Origin of the sequence: Paraburkholderia sp. (assembly GCF_035948235.1) — a bacterium.
Taxonomy (GTDB): Bacteria; Pseudomonadota; Gammaproteobacteria; order Burkholderiales; family Burkholderiaceae; genus Paraburkholderia.
Genome location: NZ_DASZJJ010000164.1, coordinates 1 through 21,461 on the forward strand (window position 1 = coordinate 1; position 21,461 = coordinate 21,461).

Annotated in this window: 18 protein-coding genes; 16 read left to right on the top strand and 2 right to left on the bottom strand. The window is 64.2% G+C overall.

Going from position 1 to position 21,461, the window contains the following annotated elements:
- Positions 1–153: 153 nt before the first annotated feature.
- Together VG320_RS14365 and VG320_RS14370 are read left to right on the top strand one after the other, a co-directional pair.
- A complete protein-coding gene (locus VG320_RS14365; protein WP_327200769.1) occupies positions 154–540 on the top strand; it encodes a hypothetical protein in 387 nt (128 codons plus the stop codon).
- Positions 541–875: 335 nt separating this feature from the next.
- The gene (locus tag VG320_RS14370; RefSeq protein WP_327200770.1) at positions 876–2,411 is read left to right on the top strand and encodes an amino acid permease; all 1,536 of its coding nucleotides are present in this window, start codon (positions 876–878) and stop codon (positions 2,409–2,411) included.
- A gap of 97 nt (positions 2,412–2,508) precedes the next feature.
- On the opposite strand, the gene VG320_RS14375 is transcribed toward VG320_RS14370, so the two are convergent.
- Positions 2,509–4,824, bottom strand: a complete 2,316-nt coding sequence (locus tag VG320_RS14375; protein ID WP_327200771.1) for an FdhF/YdeP family oxidoreductase — start codon at positions 4,822–4,824, stop codon at positions 2,509–2,511.
- A 192-nt stretch (positions 4,825–5,016) separates the two neighbouring features.
- Here VG320_RS14375 and VG320_RS14380 point away from each other — a divergent pair, with 192 nt between their 5' ends.
- The 7 genes from VG320_RS14380 (at position 5,017) to VG320_RS14410 (ending at position 12,753) form a co-directional block, all read left to right on the top strand.
- Positions 5,017–6,489 carry a PLP-dependent aminotransferase family protein gene (locus VG320_RS14380; RefSeq protein ID WP_327200772.1) on the top strand — a complete coding sequence of 491 codons (1,473 nt, stop codon included), beginning with the start codon at positions 5,017–5,019 and terminating at the stop codon, positions 6,487–6,489.
- A 9-nt stretch (positions 6,490–6,498) separates the two neighbouring features.
- On the top strand, positions 6,499–6,801 hold the full coding sequence (locus VG320_RS14385; protein WP_327200773.1) for a helix-turn-helix domain-containing protein: 303 nt from the start codon (positions 6,499–6,501) through the stop codon (positions 6,799–6,801).
- 78 nt (positions 6,802–6,879) lie between these two features.
- Positions 6,880–7,800 (top strand): LysR family transcriptional regulator, encoded by a 921-nt coding sequence (locus VG320_RS14390; RefSeq protein ID WP_327200774.1) that lies wholly within the window; start codon positions 6,880–6,882, stop codon positions 7,798–7,800.
- 96 nt (positions 7,801–7,896) lie between these two features.
- Positions 7,897–8,406, top strand: coding sequence for a MarR family winged helix-turn-helix transcriptional regulator (locus VG320_RS14395; RefSeq protein ID WP_414696040.1), 510 nt, complete (start codon positions 7,897–7,899; stop codon positions 8,404–8,406).
- A gap of 100 nt (positions 8,407–8,506) precedes the next feature.
- Positions 8,507–9,613, top strand: a complete 1,107-nt coding sequence (locus tag VG320_RS14400) for an HlyD family secretion protein (protein ID WP_327200775.1) — start codon at positions 8,507–8,509, stop codon at positions 9,611–9,613.
- A 16-nt stretch (positions 9,614–9,629) separates the two neighbouring features.
- Positions 9,630–11,255, top strand: coding sequence for a DHA2 family efflux MFS transporter permease subunit (locus VG320_RS14405; protein WP_327200776.1), 1,626 nt, complete (start codon positions 9,630–9,632; stop codon positions 11,253–11,255).
- Positions 11,256–11,319: 64 nt separating this feature from the next.
- On the top strand, positions 11,320–12,753 hold the full coding sequence (locus tag VG320_RS14410; protein WP_327200801.1) for an efflux transporter outer membrane subunit: 1,434 nt from the start codon (positions 11,320–11,322) through the stop codon (positions 12,751–12,753).
- 29 nt (positions 12,754–12,782) lie between these two features.
- Here the strand turns inward: VG320_RS14410 and VG320_RS14415 are convergent, their stop codons facing one another.
- Positions 12,783–13,736, bottom strand: a complete 954-nt coding sequence (locus VG320_RS14415) for an AraC family transcriptional regulator (RefSeq protein ID WP_327200777.1) — start codon at positions 13,734–13,736, stop codon at positions 12,783–12,785.
- 111 nt (positions 13,737–13,847) lie between these two features.
- On the opposite strand from VG320_RS14415, the gene VG320_RS14420 reads away from it, so the two are divergent.
- The 7 genes from VG320_RS14420 to VG320_RS14450 all read left to right on the top strand — a co-directional run bounded on the left by VG320_RS14420 (position 13,848) and on the right by VG320_RS14450 (position 21,341).
- Positions 13,848–14,384 carry a carboxymuconolactone decarboxylase family protein gene (locus VG320_RS14420; protein WP_327200778.1) on the top strand — a complete coding sequence of 179 codons (537 nt, stop codon included), beginning with the start codon at positions 13,848–13,850 and terminating at the stop codon, positions 14,382–14,384.
- A 178-nt stretch (positions 14,385–14,562) separates the two neighbouring features.
- Positions 14,563–15,750 carry a thiolase family protein gene (locus tag VG320_RS14425; protein ID WP_327200802.1) on the top strand — a complete coding sequence of 396 codons (1,188 nt, stop codon included), beginning with the start codon at positions 14,563–14,565 and terminating at the stop codon, positions 15,748–15,750.
- A 75-nt stretch (positions 15,751–15,825) separates the two neighbouring features.
- Positions 15,826–16,257, top strand: a complete 432-nt coding sequence (locus VG320_RS14430; RefSeq protein ID WP_103705205.1) for a MarR family winged helix-turn-helix transcriptional regulator — start codon at positions 15,826–15,828, stop codon at positions 16,255–16,257.
- 153 nt (positions 16,258–16,410) lie between these two features.
- A complete protein-coding gene (locus VG320_RS14435) occupies positions 16,411–17,769 on the top strand; it encodes a TAXI family TRAP transporter solute-binding subunit (protein ID WP_327200779.1) in 1,359 nt (452 codons plus the stop codon).
- 286 nt (positions 17,770–18,055) lie between these two features.
- Positions 18,056–19,438, top strand: coding sequence for a DUF3300 domain-containing protein (locus VG320_RS14440; protein ID WP_414696041.1), 1,383 nt, complete (start codon positions 18,056–18,058; stop codon positions 19,436–19,438).
- A gap of 19 nt (positions 19,439–19,457) precedes the next feature.
- Positions 19,458–20,420 (top strand): DUF2950 domain-containing protein, encoded by a 963-nt coding sequence (locus tag VG320_RS14445; protein WP_414696044.1) that lies wholly within the window; start codon positions 19,458–19,460, stop codon positions 20,418–20,420.
- Positions 20,421–20,756: 336 nt separating this feature from the next.
- Positions 20,757–21,341: a BPSL1445 family SYLF domain-containing lipoprotein gene (locus VG320_RS14450; protein ID WP_327200781.1), complete on the top strand. Its 585-nt coding sequence runs from the start codon at positions 20,757–20,759 to the stop codon at positions 21,339–21,341.
- Positions 21,342–21,461 lie beyond the last annotated feature (120 nt).

The window sequence follows — 21,461 nt, forward strand, 5'->3', positions numbered from 1 at the left end:
CCGTAACGCCGATAGCATTACCGGATACATCGCAACCTTCGATAAAACTGTCGCAAGATGAGAAAAATAATTCGTTTATCCATATCGCTCGCGTTCGCCTTCGCAACATGGTCGATCTATACAACCTCAATCGCTTGCACCATCAGCGAGTCAATGGAGACGCGGCTTCCTCTCAATTCCACCTATCTGACGAACGACGACAGGCTGGCGATCGCGAATATTGTCATCGAAGCGAAAAGGTGGCCCGACGTTGATATTCAGGCCGTAGTTATCGCAGGCGCGTATATCGGAGAAAGGAACGTCGAGAGGCTGAAAAGTGAGCGCGGCGCAACGGTCAGCGCCTATCTGGTTCAGTTGGGCATCAAACCACAACATGTCCTGATCGAGCCGAAGACGCTGACCGATCAGATGGTGAAGAATGAAGACGGTTCGTTAAACCTCCATCAGATCTATGTCGAACTTGTTCCGTTGTGTGACGGTGGTTGCGAGAGGCTGTGTAACGATCCACGAGTGACACCGAACAGCCGCGCGGTTCAGTAGTCGGGTGCTTAAGGGGCGGGACGCGAAGTGCTGACCAAGGCACGCCCTGACCTGTCCCTCACCGCGCCATGCTCCACTAAGATAAAATAACGGGTTGCGCCTTTCAGGGCGAGCAATCCATTCGGTCGATCACCAGGTAGTCACGAGGCACCACCCGGGCACGCCCATGCGGGCGTCGCATCAAATTGCGGGGTCGAATCCCGCTGTCTGCGGCGATATCGCCACCGGTTTTGTCAGCTATCCGTAAAGAATGGTCGGGCATCCGCCTGGCGGTCTGGCCACGTCCTGGATTGTCGTCACACCCAGTCACACTAGCCATAAAGAAACAGAGTTATATGGATTCGGATCCGCATCGCGTTTCAGGGGGCACAGCCCGCTCGGGAGACGAGCAGCCCTCGTTGCATCGCAGTCTCAAAGCCCGCCATCTCACCATGATCGCCATCGGCGGTTCGATCGGCACGGGTCTGTTCGTCGCCTCGGGCGCGTCGATCTCGCAGGCAGGTCCGGGCGGCGCGCTCGCTGCCTATCTGGTGATCGGCCTGATGGTCTACTTCCTGATGACGAGTCTGGGCGAGATGGCGGCCTTCATGCCCGTGTCCGGCTCGTTCGCGACCTATGGCGCGAAATTCGTCGACGAGGGCTTCGGCTTCGCGCTCGGCTGGAACTACTGGTACAACTGGGCCGTGACGATTGCGGTCGAACTGGTGGCCTCGCAACTGGTGATGGGCTACTGGTTCCCGCACGTGCCGGGCGTCTGGTGGAGCGCGGGATTCCTCGCCATCATGTTCCTGCTCAACGCGCTGTCCGTGCGCGGCTTCGGTGAGGCCGAATACTGGTTCTCGCTGATCAAGGTCGTGACGGTGGTGGCGTTCATCGGCGTGGGTCTGTTCATGATCGTCGGCGTGATGAAGGGCGGTGCGGATCACGTTTGGGGCACGTTCACCTCGGAAGGCGGTCCGTTCGTGGGCGGCCTGCCTGCGCTGCTGGGCGTCACCATGATCGCGGGCTTCTCGTTCCAGGGCACCGAGCTGATTGGCGTGGCCGCCGGCGAATCGGAAAACCCCGGCAAGACGATTCCGCGTGCAGTGCGTCAGGTGTTCTGGCGCATTCTGCTGTTCTACGTGCTGGCGATCATCGTTATCGGCTTGCTGATTCCGCATACCGATCCGAATCTGCTGAAGTCCGATGTCACCGATATCGGCGTGAGTCCGTTTACGCTGGTGTTCCGCCGCGCGGGTCTGGCGCTGTCGGCGGGCGTCATGAATGCGGTGATTTTGACCGCCGTGCTGTCGGCGGGCAATTCGGGCATGTATGCGTCCACGCGGATGCTCTACAACCTCGCCGTCGAGGGCCGCGCGCCCCGCATTTTCGCGAAGCTGTCGTCGAGCGGCGTGCCGCGCAACGCGCTCTACGCGACCACGGCGGTGGGCGCGCTGTGTTTTCTCTCGTCGATGTACGGCGATAAAACCGTGTACATGTGGCTGCTCAATACCTCGGGCATGACGGGCTTTATTGCGTGGCTGGGTATTGCGGTGAGTCACTATCGTTTCCGCAAGGGCTTCGTTGCGCAGGGTCTGTCGTTCGCGCAACTGCCGTATCGCTCGAAGTGGTTCCCCATCGGCCCGATCTTCGCGTTCGTGGTCTGCCTCGTCATCATGCTCGGGCAGGACTATCAGGCGTTCACGTCGAACAAGATCGACTGGGCGAGCGTGCTGGCGACGTATATCGGCATTCCGCTGTTCGCGCTGATGTGGCTGGGTTATCGCATCGTCAAGCGTAGTCGTTTCATCCGCTACGACGAGATGGAAATCGCGCCGCTCACGCAGCAGAAGGGCGCACGCGCTCTGGCTGAGGCGAAGAGCGAAGCGTAAGTCTGCAAGCCGCGCTTGCGCGGCGCACGAATACAAAAAAGCCATTCCGGCTCTAAACCGGAATGGCTTTTTTTACGTCCTGCGATATCGCGCTACTTCAAGCCGCCAACGCCGCCGCCTTCGAACGCGAAAGCAGCACGGGAATCGACTTCGAAGTCGGCGTGCCCGCGCCATCGGCGATCGACGAAAGCGGCACGAGCGGATTCGTCTCCGGGTAATAAGCGCCCAGGCACCCACGCGGAATGTCGTACTCGACGAGCAGGAAGTCTTCCACGTGGCGCTCCACGCCATCGTCCCACACGCTGGTGATATCGACATGCTCGCCCGCTGCGAAGCCGAGCATCGCCAGATCGTCGCGATTGGCGAACAGCACGCGGCGCTGGCCGTACACGCCGCGATAGCGGTCGTCCAGCCCGTAAATCGTGGTGTTGTACTGATCGTGCGAGCGCGTGGTCATCAGCGTCATCAACTGCTGGCCGTGTTCGGCGCGCGCGCGGTGGATCGGCGAGTCGAGTTCGATGGCGTGAACCTTGAACTGGGCCTTTCCGCTAGGCGTTTTCCAGACGCGGTCGCGCGAGGCGACGCCCAGGTGGAAGCCGCCAGGCGTCTTGATGCGCTCGTTGTAGTTCTGGAAGCCGTCGAACACTTGCTCGATGCCGTCGCGGATCTTCGCGTAATCGGCGGTCAGACCGAGCCAGTCGACCTTCGCGCTGCCGAGCGTCGCGTGGGCCATGCGCGCCACGATGGCGATTTCCGACAGCAGGTTCTGCGACGCGGGCCGGTTCATGCCGTACGAGATGTGCACCATGCTCATCGAATCCTCGACGGTCACGCCTTGCGGCACGCCGTTCTGCAGATCGATTTCGGTGCGGCCGAGCGTCGGCAGGATCAGCGCGTCTTCGCCGTGGATCAGATGGCTGCGGTTGAGCTTGGTCGTGACGTGCACGGTGAGCGCGCACGAGCGCATTGCGTCGAAGGTGCGCGGCGTGTCGGGCGTGGCGATGGCGAAGTTGCCGCCCAGGCCGATGAACACCTTCACGTGCCCTTCGAGCATCGCGTGAATCGATTCGACCACGTCGTAGCCGTGCTCGCGCGGCGGCTCGAAATCGTAGGCTTTGCCCAGGCGGTCGAGGAACGCCTGAGTGGGCTTTTCTTCGATGCCGACCGTGCGGTCGCCCTGCACGTTCGAGTGGCCGCGCACCGGGCACAGGCCCGCGCCGCGCCGGCCGATATTGCCGCGCATCATCATCAGGTTCGACAGCAACTGGATCGTCGCCACCGAATTCTTGTGCTGCGTGATGCCCATGCCCCACGTTGAGATCACGGCTTTGCCGTTCACGTAGATATCGGCGAGCTTGAGGACTTCTTCAAGCGGCACGCCCGCTTCGGCGACGATGGTGTCCCACGATTCGGCGCGCAGATCGGCGGCGAAGGCGTCGAAGTCCACCGTATGTTCGGCGATGAAGTCGACGTCGAGAATGCGTTCGGTGCCTTCTGCCACCGCCTGGTCGTCGAGTTCGAGCGTGCGCTTGGCCACGCCCTTGATGAGCGCGAAGTCGCCGCCGATGCGCGGACGGATGAACACCGAGCTGATCTGCACGCCCTTGGGCGAGAGCATGTCGAGCGTGTGCTGCGGGCTCGCAAAGCGCTCAAGACCGCGTTCCTTGAGCGGGTTGATCGACACGATGGTCGCGCCGCGCTTGGCGCAGTCGCGCAACTCGCCCAGCATGCGCGGGTGGTTGGTCGCGGGGTTCTGGCCGAAGATCAGGATGGTGTCCGCGTGCTCGAAATCGTCGAGCGTGACCGTGCCCTTGCCGATGCCGACCGTGCCCGGCAGGCCCCGGCTGGTGGCCTCGTGGCACATGTTCGAGCAGTCGGGGAAGTTGTTGGTGCCGTACATGCGCACGAACAACTGGTAGAGGAACGCGGCTTCGTTGCTGGCGCGGCCCGAGGTGTAGAAGGCGGCGCGGTTCGGATCGTCGAGCGCCTTGAGGTGCTTCGCGATCAGCTTGAACGCGTCGTCCCATTCGATCGGCACGTAGCGGTCGCGCTTCGCGTCGTAGACCATCGGATCGGTCAGGCGGCCGTGCTGCTCCAGCTCGTAGTCCGACTGCGCCATCAGGTCGGTGACGGTGTATTGCTCGAAGAAGGCGGGCGTCACGCGCTTGCTGGTGGCTTCTGCTGCGACGGCCTTGACGCCGTTTTCGCAGAACTCGAAGGTCGAGGCGTGCTCGCGGTCGGGCCATGCGCAGCCGGGGCAGTCGAAGCCGTCGGGCTGGTTCTGCTTGAGCAGCGTGCGGTAGTTGCCGCCCGAGACCTTTTCCTTGATGAGATTGATCGCGACCTGTTTCAGGGCGCCCCAACCGGCGGCGGGATGGTGGTACGGCTCGATGCGGGCTTCCGGCTTCTTCATGATGCGCAGGCTTCGTGTGGTGTGGGCGGTCTGCCCGATGTGTTGAGACTACTGTTTGCCTGTGTACCTGGTGGGCACAGAAAATCGGAAAAGCGAGGGATACAGTTGCGACGATTTGACATAGACTCCCGATATCGTCTTGCCCGCCTCCGGTCTTACGTTTTCATGAATGCTTCGCCCTCCGTGCCCCCCGTGCCTCGCTACGAACAGCTCGCCGACGATATCGAGGCCGCCGTTCAACGCGGCGTGTTCGGCCCCGGCGAGCGCATTCCCTCGGTGCGCCGCGCGAGCGAGCAGCACGGCGTGAGCATCAAGACGGTGCTGCATGCCTACGCGCTGCTGGAAAGCCGTGGCGTGATCGAGTCGCGGCCGCAGTCGGGCTTCTTCGTCAAGGCGCGGCCCAGGATGCACGCCGCGCGCACCACGCAGGCAGCGGCGAAGCCGCGCCGGGCCAGCGCGCCGACCGACGCCCGCACCGCAGCCAGCAAGACCGCACCCGCTACCGCCGCCGCGCCCGTGGACGTGAGCCGACTCGTGCTCTCGACGCTGCGCAGTATCGGCGCGCAGGACGCCGTGCCGCTCGGCTCGCCGTATCCGGACCCCGCGCTCTATCCGTGGCGGCGCGTGAACCAGTACGCCAACGCCATCGCGCGGCGGCACGCAAGCTGGAACCTGATCGACGACCTGCCGCCGGGCAACCCCGAGTTGATTCGCCAGATCGCGCGCCGTTACGCGGAAAACGGCGCGACCATCGATCCCGACGAAATCGTCATCACCGTGGGCGCGACCGAGGCCATCAACCTGAGCCTGCAGGCCGTGGCCAAACCCGGCGACACGGTCGCGGTGGAGTCGCCCACCTACTACGCGATGCTGCACGCCATCGAGCGTCTGGGCATGCGCGCGATCGAAGTGAGCACGCACCCGGACACCGGCATCGACCTGGACGCACTGGAGCGCGTGCTCACGCGCCAGAAGGTGGCGGCCTGCATGGTGATGCCGAACTTCCAGAATCCGCTGGGCTTTCGCATGCCCGACGCAAACAAGGCGCGGCTGGTGGCGCTGGCAAGCGCGCACGATCTGCCGGTGATCGAAAACGATGTCTATCAGGAGCTGTACTTCGGGCAGACGCGGCCTTCGTCGCTCAAGCAGTTCGACACGCGCGGGCTGGTATTGCATTGCGCGTCGTTTTCCAAGAGTCTTTCGGCGTCCTATCGCATCGGTTGGGCGCTGCCGGGCCGCTTTCGCGCGCAGGTGGAAAAGCTCAAGTTCCTCAACACGCTGACCACGCCTTCGGTGCCGCAAGTCGCGCTGGCCGACTATCTGCGCCACGACGGCTACGACCGCCATCTGCGCCGGCTGCGGCGCTTTTATCGCCAACAGGCGCGGCTCATGCGTGCGATGATCGAGCGGTTCTTTCCGGCCGGCACGCGCACGTCCGATCCGCAGGGCGGTTATGTGCTGTGGGTGGAGCTGCCGCCGCGCGTCGATTCGATGCGGCTCTATCAGGCCGCGCTCGCGCAGGGCATCACGATCGGGCCGGGCTATATGTTTTCGATGCGCAACGACTTTCACCACTACATTCGCCTGAACTATAGCTATCCGTGGACGGCGCAGACCGAGGCGGCGTTGAAGACCCTCGGCGAGCTGATTGCGAAGATGGCGTGAGGAGACACGATGCACGACGAAGATAGCCACGACATTGACGATAGCAACGACGACGGCGTCGACCCGCAACTGGTGGCGATCCTCGAACAGCTCTGGCGCGCGCATTGCGAAACGCCCGATCGCGAATGGTCGCTCGCAAAGCTCTCCAAACAGGCCGGCGTGCCGATGAGCGGGCTGCGCCGCCACCTCACCGCGCTGGTCGACAGCGGGCTGGTGGTGACCACGCTCGCCGAGGACGGCACGGGCCGCGCGAGCCTGTCCGACGACGGCCGCACGTTCTGCGCCGAAGTGTTTGGCCAGGCCGCGCCGTGAATTCATGGGCCCAAGCGCAATTGCGTGCGGGGCCTTAAGCTACGCCATCGTTTCTATCGCCATTACCTGGTCATTGCCATGGACTACATCGACACCCTGCGGATCTTCCGTTCCGTCGTCGAAGCGCGCAGCTTCACGCGCGCCGCGGACATGCACGGCCTCGCCACGCCCGTCGTTTCGCGCGCCATTGCGCGGCTCGAAAAGCGCCTGGGCAGCCGGCTTTTTCATCGGACCACGCGCGCTGTCTCGCTGACCGAAGCGGCCGAGCGTTTCTACGACGGCTGCTGCCGCGTGCTGGACGACCTCGACGCGCTGGAAGCGGGCGCCACCGAGCAGACCCGCGAAGCCAACGGCGTGCTGCGCATCGTCGCGCACACCACGGCCACGGTGAACCGGCTTGTGCCGCTGATCTCCAGCTTCAAGCGCGCGCATCCGAAGGTGACGCTCGACGTGATGATGACCGAGCGCCCCGTCGACCTGGTCGCGGACGGCTATGACCTGGGCCTCGTGCTGCCGTTCATGCTCAACACCGACACTACGGTAACCAAGCTGCTCGAACGCATACCGCTCGCGCTCGTCACCACGCCCGCATATCTGGCCGCCACATCGACGCCAAAACATCCTTCGGATCTGGCCGCGCATGTGTTCGTGCCGATGCCGCCGTCGCTGCGCAAACCCACGCTCACCTTCCGCGTCGATGGGGAAGACCTGACCGTGCCGCTCAAGTACGAGATCGCTTCGAACAATCCCGAATTCAATCGCGAAATGGTCCTGCAGGGGTTTGGCATCGGCATCCTGCCGCAAGGGCTGGTGCAGGCGGAACTGGACGACGGGCGCCTGGTCACGCTGCTCGACGACTATCCGATGAGCGACATGCAGATCGAAATCCGTCTGGCCTATACCTCGCGCACGCTGCTGCCCGCCAAGGTGCGCGCGTTTATCGACCATGCGACGGAGTTTTTCGGCGGCGTCGCGCAGCCTGCGCAGAAAGTGAGTTGAAAGCTGGAGGGCGCTTGAAGGGGGCATTGTTCTCCGCGCGGTCATAAAGTGATGCCGCGCGCGGCGGTTGTGGCGGGGCGTACTGCCGTCTAATCTGTGCGTATGCACACTTACGCCGATTCCTTCATCGATACAGCCGTCGAAAATATCGTCGATCTTGCGACGCAAGCGCCGTTTCCGGAGCACGACGACTGCTTCGCCGTGCGCCAGGCCGCCCGGCATCTGTCGCAGCTTTACGAGCGGCATCTGAGCGCGGCGGGGCTCACGCCCACGCAGTTCAGTATCCTGGGGGCGCTGGGCGCAGCGAAGTTGGTGGACGGCGAAGCATCGCTGACGATGGCGCAACTCTCCCGCACGATGGTGATGGAGCGCACGACGCTGGTGCGCGCGCTGCGTCCGCTGTTGCGCGGCGCGCTGGTGCAGGACATGGCTCAGGCGCGCGAATGCCGCCGACGCCGTCTTGCACTTACGCCGGCGGGCCGCGAACGACTGACCGAGGCCAATGTGCATTGGCGCGCCGCGCAGGACGAATTCGAGCGCCGCTTCGGGCCGCGCCGCGCGGCGTGGTTGCGGCGCGAGTTGTTGCGCATCACGCGCGCGGTGTGAATGTCATCAGGTTTAACGATATTTCGAGTCGGGCCGCTTCCGTATTAATGCAGAGCGGCAATTTTTTAATCTTTATAGTGCATATACACAGGTGAACGACATGTCGAGTCCTTCCACTCCTGCCACGGGTGCCGCGCCGCGCGAACGCGCCGGCCTGCCCTGGATGCGTCTCGCGCTGGGCGCGGTGGCGCTCGTGCTCGCGGCGGCGGGCGGCTACTGGTTCTTCGTGCTGCGCTTCGTGCAGAGCACCGACGACGCCTACGTGGGCGGCAACGTCACGCTGATGGCGCCGCGTGTGAGCGGCTTCGTCTCCGAAATCGACGTGCAGGACAACCAGCGCGTGAAGGCGGGGCAATTGCTGATGCGTCTGGATTCGCGCGACTACGACGCGAAGCTCGCCCAGGCCGACGCCGATCTCGCCAGCGCCCGCGCCGCGGTGACTGAACTCGAAGCGCAGCGCACCTTGCAGACGGCAGTCATCAACCAGCATCAGGCCGAAGTGCGCGCATCGAGCGCCGAACTCACGCGCAGCGCCCAGGACCAGACGCGCTATCGTGCGCTGGTGAAGGACGACGCCGTCTCGAACCAGCTGGTCGAGCGCGCCGACGCCGATTTCGCCAAGGCGCAGGCATCGGTTGCGCAGAGCGGCGCGACGGTGGTGGCGGCGCAGCGTCAACTGGACGTGCTGGCCGCGAAGATCGTCGATGCCCAGGCGCGCGTGGGCACCGCTGAAGCGAGCCGGCGCCTGGCCGCTCTCAACGTCGAATACACCACGATTCGCTCGCCAGTGGACGGCTTTATCGGCAATCGCACGGCGCGCGTGGGCATGCTCGCCAATGTTGGCTCGCCGCTCCTGACCGTGGTGCCCGCGAGCGATCTGTGGGTGGACGCCAACTTCAAGGAAGACCAGTTGAAGAAGATGCGCGCGGGCGACGCCGCCGACATCGAACTGGACGCCGCGAGCGGAACGCTGCACGGCACGGTGGAAAGCCTCGCGCCCGCCACCGGCGCGACCTTTAGCGTGCTGCCGCCGGAAAACGCCACGGGCAACTTCACGAAGATCGTGCAGCGCGTGCCGGTGCGTATTCATGTCGATGTGCCAAAAGATATGGAGGGCGTGCTGCGACCTGGCTTGTCGGCGACGGTGAAGGTGCATCTGGGCTCGCAGGGTGACGGCGGCAAGCCCGTCACCGCCGCGTCGAACTGAACGGCAGGCGACCATCATGAACGCCCCGACTTCCGCCGCTGAAATTACCGCCGCGCCGCCCGCGTCTGCCGTACCGGCTGAACCGCTCGCGCCGCATCTCCAGCCTCTCGGCCAGCGCGCCTTTGCCTTCGCGCTGATGTGCATCGGCTTCTTCATGGCTACGCTCGATATCCAGATCGTCGCGTCGTCGCTGCGCGATATCGGCGGCGGGTTGTCTGCGAGCCAGGACGAACTATCCTGGGTGCAGACCGCCTATCTGATCGCCGAAATCATGGTGATTCCGATGTCGGGCTGGCTCTCGAAAGTGCTCTCGACGCGCTGGCTGTTCGTGGCGTCGGCGGTGGGCTTCACTATCACGAGCATGCTGTGCGGTCTGGCGTGGGACATCCAGTCGATGATCGTGTTTCGCGCGCTGCAGGGCGCACTGGGCGCGGCGATGATCCCCACCGTGTTCACCACCGCATTCGTGCTGTTTCCCGGCAAGCAGCGCATCGTGGCCTCGACCACGATTGGCGCGCTGGCGTCGCTGGCGCCCACGCTTGGCCCGGTGATTGGTGGCTGGATCACCGATCAATGGTCATGGCACTGGCTGTTCTATCTGAACCTCGTGCCGGGCATCGCTGTGGCCGCGCTGGTGCCCAAATACGTGCATATCGACGAACCCGATTTCTCGCTCGTCAAGCGCGGAGATTATTTAGGCATCCTGCTGATGTGTGCGTTTTTGGGCTGCCTCGAATACGTGCTGGAAGAAGGGCCGCGTAAAAACTGGTTCGGCGACGACGCGATCGTGGCTTGCGCATGGATCGCGGCAATCAGCGGATTTCTGTTTATCGTCCATGCGCTCACCGCGAAAGACCCTATCGTCGATCTGCGCGCGCTTACGGTGCGTAATTTCGGCATTGGCAGCGTGCTGTCGTTCGTGACGGGCATTGGCATCTTCGTGGCGGTGTTTCTCACGCCGCTCTTTCTCGCCGAAGTGCGCGGCTTCAGTTCCTTGCAGATCGGGCTGTCGCTGTTGTCGGTGGGCGTGTTCCAGTTGCTCGCGCTTGGCGTCTACGCGTACTGCACGCGTTATTTCAGCATGCGTGCGCTGCTGATGTTCGGCCTTATTTGCTTCGGGCTGGGCTGTTACCTGTACGTGCCGCTCACGCACGACTGGGGCTGGCAGCAATTCCTGCTGCCGCAGGCGCTGCGCGGGATCGGCCAGCAATTTGCGGTGCCGCCCATCGTGACGATGTCGCTGGGGTCGCTGCCACCTGCGCGCCTCAAATCGGCCAGCGGTTTGTTCAATCTGATGCGTAATCTGGGCGGCGCGATCGGCATTGCGGTAAGCGCGACCATGCTCAACGATCGCCTCAATTTTCACTATCTGCGTCTTAACGAAAGCGTCACGCATGGCGTGCCGCAAGTCGAAGGGCTGCTGGCGGGGCGCACGGCGTACTGGCAGTCGGTCGCGGGCAATACGCTCGACGCGGCGCAAACTGGCATCGCGCAACTGCATGCGCTGGTGCTGCGCGAGGCGCTGGTGATGACTTTCTCCGATACGTTCTTCGTGCTGTCGCTGTGCTTTGTCGTCGCGATTGTCAGCGTGCTGTTTTCGCGGCCCATCACGACCGCCGCGCCGCCGCCCGACGCTCACTGAGCCTTAGAGGTCCACTATGTCCATGTTTATTTCCCCGGCACGGCCCGCGCGTTTCGTGCACTTCGTGCGTTCGACGCTCGCCGCCGCCGCGCTTGCCACACTCGCCGCCTGTGCCGTGCAGCCCGCGCAGCATCCCGATCTGCCAGCCGCCGTGCAATCGACGGCGCCCGCCGCCTGGCGCATTGACGCGCCGCAGGACGCCGTCGATGCACGCGCGTGGTGGGCGCAGTTCGACGATGCCACGCTCGATACGCTGCTCGCTGGCGTGCTCGCCGGCAACCTCGATCTGCAGGCGGCCGCTGAGCGCGTGAAGCAGGCGCAATCGATCACCACGCAAAAGCACGCTGTACTGCTGCCGCAACTGGATTTCACGGCCCAGGGTGCGTACGCGCGCCAGAACACGCCGCCGCCGCTGGGCTACGTGAAGCAGGCGGGCGCGGGCGTGGCGCTTAGCTGGTCGCCCGACGTGTTTGGCGGCGAGCGGCTTGATCTGCTGGCGGCGCAGGCGAATCTGGTTGGCCAGCAACATGCGCTCGATGCAGTGCGTCTTGCGCTGGCGGCCGATACGGCGTCGGCCTATGTCGATCTGCGCTGGGCGCAGGCTGAATTGAAAATTCTTCAGGATAACGTATCGATACGTCAGCGCACCTTGCAACTGACGCAGGATCGCCTGAAATACGGTCTTTCAACCCAGCTCGACGTGACGCGTGCGCAGACGCAACTGAGCGAATTGCAGGCGCGTATTCCGCGCGCGCAGGCCAGCATCGATCATCAACTGAATCTGATCGCGGTGTATACGGGCCGCACGCCGGAATCCGTCTCGCAGCTTGCACTGGCCACGCCCGCGCCGATTCCCGTCGCGCCGCAAAGCGTGCCGCAATTGCTGCCGTCCGAGGCGCTGCTGCGCCGCCCCGATGTGCAGGCCGCCTACGCGACCGTGCAGCAGCGTGCGGCGGAAGTGGGCGTAGCGCGCGCCGAGCGCTACCCGAAGTTCTCGCTCAATCTCACGGATGGCGTGCTGGCGTCGTCGTATCTGGGCATGCCGACGCTCACCGACAATCTCTTCAGCGCGGCGCTGGGCGCGACCAGTCCGATCTTCAACGCAGGCCGCATCACTGCCGATATCGAGCAAAGCGAAAGCCGCATGCGCGAATCGCAACTCAATCTGCAACAGACGATGTTGCAGGCGCTGCGCGAAGTGGAGGACAGCCGCACCGATCTCGTGAGCACGGCCACGCAGACGCAGCAGTTGCATGACGCGGTGGGCTCGTCGGCGCAGGCGCTCAAGCTCGCCAACCAGCTTTACAAGGGCGGCGCGGCTGACTTCCTCGACGTGCTGAGCGCGCAGCAAACCTGGCTTGCCGACGCCGATCTGCTCAACGACGCGCAGCGCGAACGTGCGCAGGCGGCGGTGGCGCTGTATCGTTCGCTGGGCGGCGGCTGGAGCGAAAGCGGTGACGTGATCGCCCAGACGGCAAATCACACGCAAGGTGGCTGATGATCTGCGATCCGAATCAATCGATCGGATCAGGCTTGCGAGCGCGCGGCCGTGCGCCACTGTGCAGGCGTCATGCCCACATGCCGTTTGAAGCCGCGCTGGAACGCAGCGTCCGATTGATAGCCGACGAATTCGCCAATCTCGGCGACGGGCTGGCTGCCTTGGGCGAGCAGGCGGCCCGCGAGCGTCATGCGGATATCGGTGAGCACGTCGGAGGCCGAACGGCCAATGGCTTCGTCGAAATGACGCGCGAAAGTCGCGCGCGACATATGGCAAAGCTCGGCGAGTTCGGGCAGCGTCCAGGGCTTGCCGGGCGTGTCGAACATCGCGTCGATGGCCGGTTGCAGGCGCGGGCGTTGGGCGAGCGCGAGCAGGCCGCGCGGTGGCGCGTCGGTATGGCTCGCGTAGCGCAGCGTGAGCGCGAACAGCGCGCCCGACAGGTGGTTGACGAGCGATTCGCTGCCCGGCTGCGCTTCGAGCGCCTCGTCGCGCAGCAGGTCGATCAGACGTACGAGCCGCTCGGGCACCGCGCCCCCGCTGGGCGCGCTGCGCACCACGAGACGCGCGGGCAGATTCTCGCGCAGCAGGCGCTGCGGCACGGCAGGCAGCACGAAACTGCCGCACAGTACGTCGGCGATCTCACCTTCGCCGTGGTTGGTTTCGATCGTGCGGCCGTGCTCCACACGCTTGTCGATGGCGACGGGCGGCGCGCCGCTGCCGTCGTGCAGCTGGTGCGCGCCGCCGGAGGGAAACAGCACGATATCGCCCGCCTGCAGTGCGGAGGGCGCGCCGTGCGCGTCCTCGACCACCGCCGAGCCGCTGAGCAGCACGTGGTAGCGCATTTCGCGCGCGTCGGCATCGGGCTGGTCGATGCGCCAGGGCGCGCCAAAGTGGCAGCGCACGTCGAGGCGGCCCGCGACGGGCATGAGCGACAGAAGGCGGCTGAGGATATCCATGGTCGGCGGCGTGAGACGAATGAGCATGAAGTCGCGCCATTCTGGCATTAAAAACGCGAGCTTGCGCGCCTAGACTCCTTCCATGCCATCGACGATGGCGTACCGGATGCAACAACCCCGTTTATCAAGGAGTCGACCATGTCCCGTCTTACCGCCATCAAGCCCGAAGAAGCCACCGGCGCCGCCGCAGAAGTATTCGCGAAGATCCGCAAAGCCGTCGGCAAGGTGCCGAATGCTTACGCCACCATCGGCACGCATAGTCCCGAAGGACTTGCCTCGATTCTGGGCGTGGAGGCCGTGCTGGCCGGCGGCTCGCTCTCGAAAGCCGATATCGAAGCGATCAAGCTTGCCGTGAGCGAAGTGGCCGGTTGTGACTATTGCGTGGCGGCGCACACGCTGGCCGGCAAGTTCGCTGGTCTGTCGCCCGAAGCGATGAAGCAGGTCCGCGCGGGTGAGGCCACCGGCGACGAAAAGCGCGATGCGCTGGTGCGCTTTGTACGCACGCTGGTGCTCACACACGGCACGGTGCCGCAATCCGATGTGAACGCCGTCAAGGAAGCGGGCTACACGGAACGTCAGATCGTGGAAACCGCGTTGGCCATCGCGTCGATCACGTTCACGAATCTGGTGAATCGCGTGAACGATACGACGCTGGATTTCCCGGCTGTGGCTTGAGCGAGTGAGAGCAGGGCGCGTGTTTTGCAGCAGGCGCGCCCTGCCATCGACATAAACCGTGCCACGCGTGACGAATGCCGCCTCGACGAATTTCTTTGAATGTGTGCATATGCATACATAAACTGAAGCAGTGAACGCAGAGCTTCTGCAATCTCATGGAGAAAACACGATGAGCAGCATGAATACAGCGCGGGAAATCGTTTTGTGTCAGCCGGTGCGAACGGCCATCGGCGCATTCAATGGTTCGCTCAAAGGCGTGCCGGCCACGGAGCTGGGCGCGATTGCGGTGCGCGAAACGCTCGCGCGCGCGAAGCTCGATCCGGCCCTGCTCGGCTCGGTGGTGCTAGGCAATGTGATTCAGGCCGGCAACAAGATGAACCCCGCGCGTCAGGCGGAACTGGGCGGCGGCGTGCCGGTGCAGGTGCCCGCGCTCACGGTGAACCGCGTATGCGGTTCGGGCGCGCAGGCGATTGCGAGCGCGGCGCAGGAAATCCTGCTGGGTTTGACCGATGTCGCGCTTGCGGGCGGCATGGAGAACATGGACCGCGCGCCCTATCTGCTCGACGGTGGACGCTGGGGGTATCGCATGGGCAATGCCGAGGTGCACGACAGCATGTTGCGCGACGGTCTTGTCGATGCGTTTTCGGGTCAGCATTCGGGCTGGCATACCGAAGACCTCGTGACGAAGGCCGAACTCACGCGCGAGGAACAGGACCGTTGGGCCTCGCGCTCGCAGCAGCGCTTTGCTGCGGCGCAGGCGGCGGGGCGTTTCAAGGAAGAAATCGCTGCCGTGGAGATCAAGGGCCGCAAGGGCGTGGAGCGTTTCGACACCGACGAAGCGCCGCGCCCCGATACGACCTTCGAAACGCTGGCCAAACTCAAGCCCGCGTTTCGCCCCGACGGCACGATCACGGCGGGCAACGCGCCAGGGCTGAACAGCGCGGCGGCGGCGATGCTGGTGGCCGAGCGCGGTTTCGCCGAGGCACATAACCTCGCGCCAATGGTGCGGCTCGTCTCGTGGGGCGTGGCGGCGGTGGAGCCCGGCATGTTCGGCCTCGGTCCGGTGCCTGCCGTCCAACTGGCGTTGCAGCGCGCTGGCTGGTCGCTGTCCGATGTCGATCGCTTCGAGATCAACGAGGCTTTCGCGGCGGTGCCGCTCGCGGTGATGAAGCAACTGGGCATTCCCGACGATGTGGTCAACGTGGAAGGCGGCGCGATCGCGCATGGCCATCCGATCGGCGCGACCGGCGCGATCCTCGCGACGCGTCTTGCCTGGTCGATGCAGCGTGACGGCGTGCGCCGCGGCGTGGTGACCCTGTGCATCGGCGGCGGCCAGGGTATCGCGCTGGCGCTCGAGAAAGTATGATGGCCGCTCGCGTGCAGCGATGCGCGCGCCCGGAACATATGAAGCAAACGAAGCAATAACGGAAGGTGAACGGCGATGACGAAGCGAGTGACGCGCGAGGAATGCAACTGTTTTGCCCTGCGGCAGGCCGCGCGCTTCGTCACGCAGCTTTATGAGCGCCATCTTTCGCAGGCGGGCGTGACGGCGGCGCAATTCACGATTCTCTCGCGTCTCGCGGGCCGTCCCGACGCCACCGCCGCCGAGCTTTCCGATGACCTCGTGATGGACCGCACCACGCTCGTGCGTGCGCTCAAGCCCTTGCAGCGCGACGGCCTCGTGCTCACGGCGGCGGCGCAGCATGATACGCGCACGCTCGTGTACCGGCTCTCGGCGAGCGGCTTGCGGCGCTTCGACAAGGCGCATGCGCTGTGGCAGGACGCCCAGGCGGAATTCGAGCAGTACATGAAGCGCGACCGGGCGAAGGCCCTGCGCGCCGAACTCTTCGCGCTCACGCAGGCAGCAGCCTGAGGCACGGCACAACGCGTTGCGGCATCGCCGCGCTTACATCGCTTTCAACGCTCAGGCAGTAGCGCGGCCTCCGCACAACCCCCAGCGTCCCGATCCGGCGCGAAAATGGCATGATGCAGTTTCCAGAGTTCGACGCCACGCCGCCGGGTTCTCATGAAACGAAATCGACCGCCCTTGCCGCATTTCATGCGCGATACGTCGCATCCCGCGTGGCGCGACATTGCGTTGTCCGCGCTGCCGGTGGCGCTGTTCTGCATTGCCGTGATCGCGCTGGTCGTCTGGCTCGTCGATCCGGCGCCGCCGCGCGCCATCACCATCAGCGCGGGGCCGCGCGACAGTTCGTTCATGCAGATGGCGCAGGCGTACCGCACGATCCTCGCGCGCAACGGCGTGAAGCTCAAGATCCTCGAATCGGACGGTTCGGTCGAAAATCTGCAGCGCCTGCTCAATCCCAAGTCGCATGTCGATCTCGCCTTCGTGCAAGGCGGCATCGCGCAAGGCGTGAGTACGGATACGTTGATGTCGCTTGGCAGCGTGGCGTATCTGCCGATCGTGGTGTTTTATCGCGGTAGCGGACTCACGCAGTTATCCGAGCTGGACGGCAAACGCATTGCGATTGGCCGCGTGGGCAGCGGCACGCGCGAGCTGTCGCTGCGCCTGTTGCACGCGAACGGCATGGACCCCGGCGGCGACGCCACCTTTCTGCCGCTCGACGGCCTGGAGGCGGCCACCGCGCTGGTCTCGGATCGCGCCGATGCGGCCATGCTCAGCGGCGACTCCACCACACGCACGCTGATGCTGCGCCTCCTCAACATTCCCGGCATTTCGGTGATGAGTTTCGAGGAAACCTCGGCCTATACGCGCATCTTCCCGTATCTGGAAGGCGTCGATCTACCGCCCGGCGTGCTCGATCTGCGCCGCCGCGTGCCGCCGCAGACCGTGCATCTGGTGGGGCCGACAGTGGAGATCGTCGCGCGCAATACGCTGCACCCAGCGATCTCCGACCTCATCATCGAAGCCGCGAGCGAAGTCAATGGCGTGCCCGGTCTCTTGCAGCGCGCGGGCCAGTTCCCGAGTCCCGACGCGCACGATTTCCGTATCAGCGAGGACGCCACGCGCTATTACAAGTCGGGCAAGAGCTTCCTGTATCGCTCGCTGCCGTTCTGGCTCGCGAGCGTCGCGGACCGTTTGCTGGTCCTGCTGCTGCCGCTTGCGGTGCTGGTGTTTCCTGCGTTGCGTGCAATACCCGCGCTGTATCGCTGGCGGGTACGCTCGCGCCTTTATCGATACTACGGTGCGCTCATCGCCATCGAACGCGATGCGCTCAAACACACGAACGAGGACGAGCGCGTGGCGCTCATGAACGAACTCGACGAGATCGAAGGTTCGCTCAATACCTTGCGCATGCCGCTCGCCTATGCCGATGCTTTTTATGTGCTGCGCGAGCACGTTGGTTTCGTGAGGATGCATCTCACGCCCGCGCGTCGTCAGCCGGAAAACGCAACACATTGACGAAGGAAATGGGTTAATCGAAGGGCGTGTGAATATGGTTTTCATGCAACTCGAATTGTTTCGCACTCCGTTTTGATTGCGTCAATTGATGCGTTTTTGTAAACGGACAAACTTTAACGATTCGATGGTTGACACTTCGAGTCATACCCCTATATTTTGGCCCTGGTATCCGTTTGAAGTCGTGTGGCATCCAGGCGCATCAACCTAAGCAAACGTTAGCTCCGCAAGCAGGTATGCTGCAGTCCGGCGTCCTGAAAGACCTACCCGCAACGAGGAGGATCGATTCGTGAAATCGTCCGGTGTACGCCAGCATGCTGCCTGGCTCATGTGCGCCGCACTCGCGGCCGCACCGCTGTTCGTGGGGCCCAGCGGGCCCACTGCCGCGCTCGCGCAGAGCGCGGCGCATCTCTCCAACCAGCAACTCGATGCGCTTACCGCGCCCATTGCACTGTATCCCGACGCGCTGCTGGCCCAGGTGCTTATGGCCGCCACGTTCCCGCAGGACGTGCAGGCGGCAGCCGCATGGTCCAAGGCGAATTCGAAGATGCAGGGCGACGACGCCGTGAAGGCCGTGGCCTCCCAGCCGTGGGACCCCAGCGTGCAGTCGCTCGTCGCGTTCCCGCAAGTGCTGGCCACGATGGACTCCAAGCCCGACTGGGTCGCGCAGATCGGCAATGCGTTTCTTGCGCAGCCTGGCGACGTGATGGACTCCGTGCAGCGCCTGCGCGTGCAGGCGCAGAAGGCCGGCAACCTCAAGTCGAACGAACAGCAGAAGGTGGTGGTGCAGCCGGCTTCGAACACGTCCACCACACAGACCATCGTGATCGAGCCGGCCAATCCGCAAGTGGTCTATGTGCCGACCTATAACCCCACGGTCGTCTACGGCGCGTGGCCTTATCCGGCTTATCCGCCTGTGTACATGCCGCCGCCTCCGGGGTATGCGATCGCCACGGGCTTTGTGAGCGGGCTTGCGTTTGGCGCGGGCGTGGCGGTGGCCAATTCGCTGTGGGGCGGCTTCGGTTGGGGCTCGCATGACGTCAACATCAACGTCAATCGCTACAACAACATCAACGTCAACAACCGCATCAACACGAACGGCACGACCACCAACTGGAACCGCAACACCAATGTGGATCGGCGCCAGAACTTCAACCAGAACGTCAACCACGCGAACCTCAACGGCCAGCGCAACAATTTCCGCGGCTATGACCAGTCGCGTCAGCAGGCCGCGCAGACCTTGCAGAACCGCACCGGGCAGAACATGAACGGCAACGCCAGCCAGCGGCTGCAGGACATCCAGCACGGCGGCGGCAACCGGCCGGGCGCGGGCGGCCCAGGCGCGAACGGCACGCAGAACGCCAATCGCGGCAACGAGTTGAACAACCGTACGCAGAACGGCAACCGGCAAAACGACCTCAACAACCGTGCGCAGAACGGCAATCGCCAGAACGACCTCAGCAACCGTTCGCAGAACGCCAATCGCGACAACGCGTTGCGTGGTGCCGGCGATGGCAACAACGCACGCGCCGACACGCAGCGTGGCCAGCAAAGCCGCCAGGCCTTCCAGAACCGCGGTGGTGGCGGTGGTGGCTTCGGCGGTGGCGGCGGCGGTGGTGGCCGCCTGGGTGGTGGTGGTGGTGGCGGCGAACGCCACTTTGGCCGCCGTTGAACTTATAAGGAGTCTCGCGATGATCCGTATTCACGCACGCCGCCGCCTGTCGCAAGGCGCGCGACCTGCCGGGCTCGCCCGGCTCACTGCGGCGCTGGCGTTCGCGCTGTTCGCCGCACCCGCGTTGCTGGCCGTGCCCGGTGCGGGCGTGGCCTCGGCGCAGGCCATCTATCCCACGCCCGACGCCGCTGCGCAGGCGTTCACCGACGCGCTCGCCAGCAACGACCACGAAGCGATGAAGCATGTGCTCGGCAGCGACTTCCAGCACTTCATCCCCACGCAGAACATCGGCCAGGAGGACATCGACGACTTCCTCGGCGCGTGGTCCAAGGGCCACCAGATCGTGCCGGACGACAAGCCCGTCGCGGGCAAGGCCAGTGCGCATCTGGCTGTAGGCGACAGCGGCTGGACGCTACCGATACCGCTGGTGCAAAGCGGCAGCGGCTGGCGCTTCGACCCACGCGAAGGCGGCGTCGAACTGCTCACGCGGCGCATCGGCCGCAACGAGCGCGCGGCCATGCTCTCGTCGCTGGCCTATGTCGATGCGCAGAACGACTACCGCAAGCTCACGCAGCACTACGCCCAGCGCATCGTGAGCACGCCCGGCACGCATGACGGGCTGTACTGGCCGGTCGAGCCTGGCGAAGCTGAAAGCCCGCTCGGTCCGTTGGCCGAAGCCATGCTGCACAACTCGAAGCTCACGCCGCAGGAGGGCTATCACGGCTACCACTTCCGCATTCTCACGGCGCAAGGCTCGCACGCCGACGGTGGCGCGCGCAGCTACCTGGCGAATGGCGAACTGGCCAATGGCTTCGCGCTCGTGGCCTGGCCGGCTCAATACGGCAAAACGGGAGTGATGAGCTTTATCGTCAATCAGGACGGCAAGCTCTATCAGAAGAACCTCGGGCCGAACGGCGCAAAGACCGCCGCCGCGCTCAAGAGCTTCGATCCCGATCCGTCATGGCAAGCCACGGCGCCTTGAATCCCATCGCGCCAGCGAGCGCCGTGTAGCGAATACACGGCACGCTTGCAGCTAATCCACGCTGTTCATACCAGGCGCCTTCGGGCGCCTTTCTTTTTTCTGCTTCTTTCGCGTTGCGTCGCTGCGAGCCGCTGCGACACGCTTTGGGACGCTTGAACGCTCTTATCTTGTAAATCGGGCACAATCGGCTGGAAATGGAGGCTGCCAGCGCGTGGCCGCCTCCATCTCGCGGTTGGGGAAAGGGCGAAAGCGAGGCACTTTTTTGTTGGCAATTGATGCCGGGCACGCCGTTTGCTGTATCTGACCGCAAACTCTTATTCGTGTGGAGATAACGACATGCAACGACGCAACTTCATGCTTTCGGCAGCCGTAGCGCTTGCCTCCGGCGGTATGGCGCTCGCAGGCTGTACGACCACGGGCAATTCCTCCAATGCTTCGACGGATATGTCCAAGCGCCAGTCGATCGACGCCAACGTCAACGACGCCATGACGAAGCTGTATTCGACCGTCAACGGCTCGCGTGAACTGGTCGCGAAGTCGCGCGGCGTGCTGGTGTTCCCGTCGGTGCTGCAGGCGGGCTTCATCGTCGGCGCGCAGTACGGCGAAGGCGCGCTGCGCGTGGGCGGCGCGACGACGGGCTATTACAGCACCGTGTCGGGCTCGTTCGGCCTGCAGGCCGGCGCGCAGTCGAAGGCCATCATCTTCTGCTTCATGACCCAGGACGCGCTGGAAAAATTCCGCAGCACGGACGGCTGGGCGGCGGGCGCGGACGCTTCGGTCGCGCTCGTGACGGTCGGCGCGAACGGCGCTGTCGATACCAACACGGCGACGCATCCCGTGGAAGTCTTCGTGATGACCAACGCAGGCCTGATGGCGGACGTCTCGCTCGCGGGCACGAAGGTCACGCGTCTGAAGATCTAAGGCGCGACTCGCGTGTAGATTTGCGCGGCGCGCTGGTTTGAGCGCCGCACAGTGAAGTGATGAGAAAGGGCAAGGCCGGTGGCCTTGCCCTTTCTATTTTTGGCGTTGGAGATCAGCTAT

What these genes read in the sequence shown, in the direction of transcription:
- VG320_RS14430 (WP_103705205.1), top strand. Translation starts at nt 15,826, where the DNA reads ATGACGAAGCGAGTGACGCGCGAGGAATGCAACTGTTTTGCCCTGCGG.
- VG320_RS14400 (WP_327200775.1), top strand. Translation starts at nt 8,507, where the DNA reads ATGTCGAGTCCTTCCACTCCTGCCACGGGTGCCGCGCCGCGCGAACGC.
- VG320_RS14405 (WP_327200776.1), top strand. Translation starts at nt 9,630, where the DNA reads ATGAACGCCCCGACTTCCGCCGCTGAAATTACCGCCGCGCCGCCCGCG.
- VG320_RS14445 (WP_414696044.1), top strand. Translation starts at nt 19,458, where the DNA reads ATGATCCGTATTCACGCACGCCGCCGCCTGTCGCAAGGCGCGCGACCT.
- VG320_RS14435 (WP_327200779.1), top strand. Translation starts at nt 16,411, where the DNA reads ATGAAACGAAATCGACCGCCCTTGCCGCATTTCATGCGCGATACGTCG.
- VG320_RS14375 (WP_327200771.1), bottom strand. Translation starts at nt 4,824, where the DNA reads ATGAAGAAGCCGGAAGCCCGCATCGAGCCGTACCACCATCCCGCCGCC.
- VG320_RS14415 (WP_327200777.1), bottom strand. Translation starts at nt 13,736, where the DNA reads ATGCTCATTCGTCTCACGCCGCCGACCATGGATATCCTCAGCCGCCTT.
- VG320_RS14420 (WP_327200778.1), top strand. Translation starts at nt 13,848, where the DNA reads ATGTCCCGTCTTACCGCCATCAAGCCCGAAGAAGCCACCGGCGCCGCC.
- VG320_RS14450 (WP_327200781.1), top strand. Translation starts at nt 20,757, where the DNA reads ATGCAACGACGCAACTTCATGCTTTCGGCAGCCGTAGCGCTTGCCTCC.
- VG320_RS14385 (WP_327200773.1), top strand. Translation starts at nt 6,499, where the DNA reads ATGCACGACGAAGATAGCCACGACATTGACGATAGCAACGACGACGGC.
- VG320_RS14365 (WP_327200769.1), top strand. Translation starts at nt 154, where the DNA reads ATGGAGACGCGGCTTCCTCTCAATTCCACCTATCTGACGAACGACGAC.
- VG320_RS14370 (WP_327200770.1), top strand. Translation starts at nt 876, where the DNA reads ATGGATTCGGATCCGCATCGCGTTTCAGGGGGCACAGCCCGCTCGGGA.
- VG320_RS14390 (WP_327200774.1), top strand. Translation starts at nt 6,880, where the DNA reads ATGGACTACATCGACACCCTGCGGATCTTCCGTTCCGTCGTCGAAGCG.
- VG320_RS14425 (WP_327200802.1), top strand. Translation starts at nt 14,563, where the DNA reads ATGAATACAGCGCGGGAAATCGTTTTGTGTCAGCCGGTGCGAACGGCC.